The sequence below is a fragment of the Streptosporangium sp. NPDC006013 genome (assembly GCF_040614275.1).
In the GTDB taxonomy this organism is placed as follows: Bacteria; Actinomycetota; Actinomycetes; order Streptosporangiales; family Streptosporangiaceae; genus Streptosporangium.
In genome coordinates this window covers 1-2,875 of sequence record NZ_JBEXUE010000784.1, presented here as the reverse complement: position 1 = coordinate 2,875, position 2,875 = coordinate 1, and the positions used below count along the sequence as shown (strand labels likewise).

Annotated in this window: 6 protein-coding genes; 4 read left to right on the top strand and 2 right to left on the bottom strand. The window is 69.9% G+C overall.

Translation table 11 applies throughout. From position 1 onward, the window contains the following. A partial coding sequence (locus tag ABZ260_RS49465) for a hypothetical protein (protein WP_355632476.1) occupies positions 1 to 240 on the bottom strand: 240 nt, incomplete at its 3' end. Positions 241 to 381: 141 nt separating this feature from the next. Here ABZ260_RS49465 and ABZ260_RS49460 point away from each other — a divergent pair. From ABZ260_RS49460 to ABZ260_RS49450, 3 genes are read left to right on the top strand one after another with little or no spacing between them, the layout of a single operon-like run. Then, positions 382 to 813, top strand: coding sequence for a hypothetical protein (locus ABZ260_RS49460; RefSeq protein WP_355632473.1), 432 nt, complete (start codon positions 382 to 384; stop codon positions 811 to 813). A 23-nt stretch (positions 814 to 836) separates the two neighbouring features. After that, positions 837 to 1,040 (top strand): helix-turn-helix transcriptional regulator, encoded by a 204-nt coding sequence (locus ABZ260_RS49455; RefSeq protein ID WP_281048031.1) that lies wholly within the window; start codon positions 837 to 839, stop codon positions 1,038 to 1,040. After that, complete coding sequence (locus tag ABZ260_RS49450) at positions 1,037 to 1,990, top strand: NAD(P)-dependent alcohol dehydrogenase (protein ID WP_355632470.1); 954 nt, start codon at positions 1,037 to 1,039, stop codon at positions 1,988 to 1,990. Before ABZ260_RS49455 ends, ABZ260_RS49450 begins: the two co-directional genes overlap by 4 nt. Positions 1,991 to 2,395: 405 nt before the next feature. On the opposite strand, the gene ABZ260_RS49445 is transcribed toward ABZ260_RS49450, so the two are convergent. Then, complete coding sequence (locus tag ABZ260_RS49445) at positions 2,396 to 2,587, bottom strand: hypothetical protein (protein WP_355632467.1); 192 nt, start codon at positions 2,585 to 2,587, stop codon at positions 2,396 to 2,398. Positions 2,588 to 2,636: 49 nt separating this feature from the next. Here ABZ260_RS49445 and ABZ260_RS49440 point away from each other — a divergent pair. Then, positions 2,637 to 2,875: hypothetical protein (locus tag ABZ260_RS49440; RefSeq protein WP_355632479.1), on the top strand; the 239-nt coding region annotated here is incomplete at its 3' end.

Below are 2,875 nucleotides of genomic sequence, written 5' to 3'. Positions count from 1 at the left end.
TGCCTGCGGCGTTCGGCGTCGGCAGCCGAGGCGGCCGGCTCGTCGCCGACCAGCTCGACGAAGTCCTTGGCCGGTCAGGAGCAGGACCAGCACGAGGACCGCGAGCGGCGCCTGGCCGTGGCCTGCGAGGGCCTGGAAGAGCAGCGTCTGCCACTGGGCGGCGGCGAGGGTGCCGCCCAGCGGCGCGAACCGGATCCTGCGGCTCTTCCGATGAGGGCGGGCCGGTGCGACCTGCGCCATCCGGCCGACTGTGGACGTTTTGCGGCGACACCGCGCCGGGCACCATGGCGTCGCCGACCGTGCATGTAAATAAACTTTGACATGGTGTCCGGGGCGCTTTACATTGGTTGATGTCAGCTTTGTTTTACATGAGGGGTGGCCGTGGCCTTCGAGGAAAAGCGCGCCTGGGTGATGATCGTGGTCTCCATCGGCGCGTACACGATCTACGTGGTGACCATCCTGGGCCGGGCCGGCGAAGGCCCGATCGCCGACGTCGCCTACGCGGGAACTCTGCTGTGGACCATCGGTGGCGCCATCGTCGCCGCGATCGTGGCCCACATCGCGATGGCTGTCGCGGGCGGCCACGGCGCCGACCGCACCGACGAGCGCGACCGTGAGATCAACCAGGTCAGTGAGCGCATCGGGCAGTCGATCCTCGTCATCGGCGCGCTCGCCGCACTGGTCATGGCCATCGCCGAGCTACGCCACTTCTGGATCGCCAACGCCGTCTACCTGGCGTTCGTGCTGTCCTCGGTGCTCAGCTCGTTTGCCAAGATCATGGCGTACCGCAAGGGCGGCTTCCAGACGTGGTGAAGCCGACGCAGGTCACCAACGCGATCCGGGCCCTGCGGTTCGCGCACGACGAGATGACCCAGGCCGAGCTGGCCGACCGGGTCGGCGTCACCCGCCAGACCATCATCGCGATCGAACAGGGTCGCTACTCCCCCTCGCTGGAGATGGCGTTCCGCATCGCCCGGGTGTTCCGGGTCGGACTCGACGACGTCTTCCAGTACCCCGACACCGAAGGAGACCCCTCATGAGGGCGATCGTCCAGGACAAGTACGGCCCGCCGCACATGCTGAGCCTCGGCGAGGTCCCGATCCCGACGCCCGGCGCCGACGATGTGCTGATCCGGGTACAAGCGGCCGGCGTCGACTACGGCGTGTGGCACATCATGACCGGGCTGCCGCTCATCGGCCGCCTCGGCTTCGGCCTGCGCCGGCCCCGCAACCGCGTGCCGGGCATGGACGTGGCCGGCGTCGTGGAGTCCGTCGGCGCCAACGTGACCGCGTTCCGCCCCGGCGATGAGGTGTACGGCGCGGCGACCGGCGCGTACGCGCAGTTCGCGCTCGCCCGCCCGGGCAAGCTCGCCCGCAAGCCTGCCAACCTGAGCTTCACCGAAGCGGCGGCCGTACCCGTGTCGGGGGTGACCGCGTTGCGGGCCGTCGGCCAGGTCACCGCCGGCGAGAAGGTGCTGGTCATCGGCGCCGGCGGCGGAGTGGGCAGCTTCGCGACGCAACTCGCGGTCGCCGGCGGCGCCCACGTCACCGCCGTGTGCAGCACGGCCAAGGCCGACCTCGTCCGGTCACTGGGCGCCCGGGCCGTCATCGACTACACGCGCGAGCCGCTCACCGGGACATACGATCTGATCATCGACATCGCGGGCATCCGGCCGCTGGCCATGCTGCGCGGGCTGCTCACCGAGCGTGGCCGGCTCGCCATCGTCGGCGGCGAGGGCGGCGGTCGGTGGTTCGGCGGGCTCAGCCGGCTGCTGGCCGTCCGGCTGATCACCCCGTTCACGCGCCAGCGCCTGGAGGCGCCGATCGCGCTGACCCGCACCGCCGACCTGGACGCGCTGCGCGACCTCATCGAGGCCGGGACCGTGCGACCGGCCGTCGGGCGCACATACTCCCTGGCGGAGGCCTCCACCGCGGTGGGTGACCTGGCGGCGGGCAACGCGCCCGGAAAGCTCGTCATCACGGTTGATTGACCCCGGGGCGCCGGGATCAATATCCTGCGGCGAGTCGGGGCTTGAGCAGCAACCGAACGGCCAGTCACGTTAAGGAGCCGGCGGACGCCTCCTATCGTCACTGGCCGTTCCGATGCAGTATCGCGCCCCGCTAAAGCGCACCGGGACAACACCGCGCCGCATGAGGAGCTGACCGATGCCGGAGTCGGGGATGTTGAACGACATCGTTGGGGGCCGGCCCACATAAGGTCAAAACCCACAATCAGTGGATCTTGACCACTGATGTACCGGATAACGCTCCTGAGTCGCGCGGCCACCGTCTCGACGGACCCGCAGGTCGCCCCTCTCCGGCCGGCGGTCATGTACCGGATAACTGTTTCTTGTCACGTACATGAGCGCGGGTTTGGCATCGTACTCTCCGGACGGTCAGCCGGGCGTGATGTGCGGGCAGACCTCGCGCTGCTGGTAGCCGCCGGGCACGTTTTCGCCGACGGCGGCCCAGAAGGGCCGGGATTCGCGGAGGTGGCCGCCGAGGGTGTGCCAGGACAGTCCAGAGTGCTCGGCGCGTAGCTGGGCGAGGGCGGCGCTAGCCAGCCCGCCCCTTTGGTACTCCGGCATGGTGTAAGAGGGCTCGACCCGGCCGAGCCGACACCGGCGGCAGAGCTGAGTGGCGCTGCGCGTGCGCCAACCGCTCCGTTCCGCCGAGACCCTGTCCTGCCATGGCGCATCCGGTCGCTCGATTCTCGGCCAGTCGCGGCGCCGGCCGAACCGGCCACGGCTGATCCACCGCAGGAACGCGGGCGCGGCACGCCAGGCGCAGGTTGTAGCCCCTGACCTGGATGTCGCGCTCCTCCAGCACGTTGAGCAGCGAGACCTGGATGCGCTCGGCCAGGTCGGGCAGCTCGT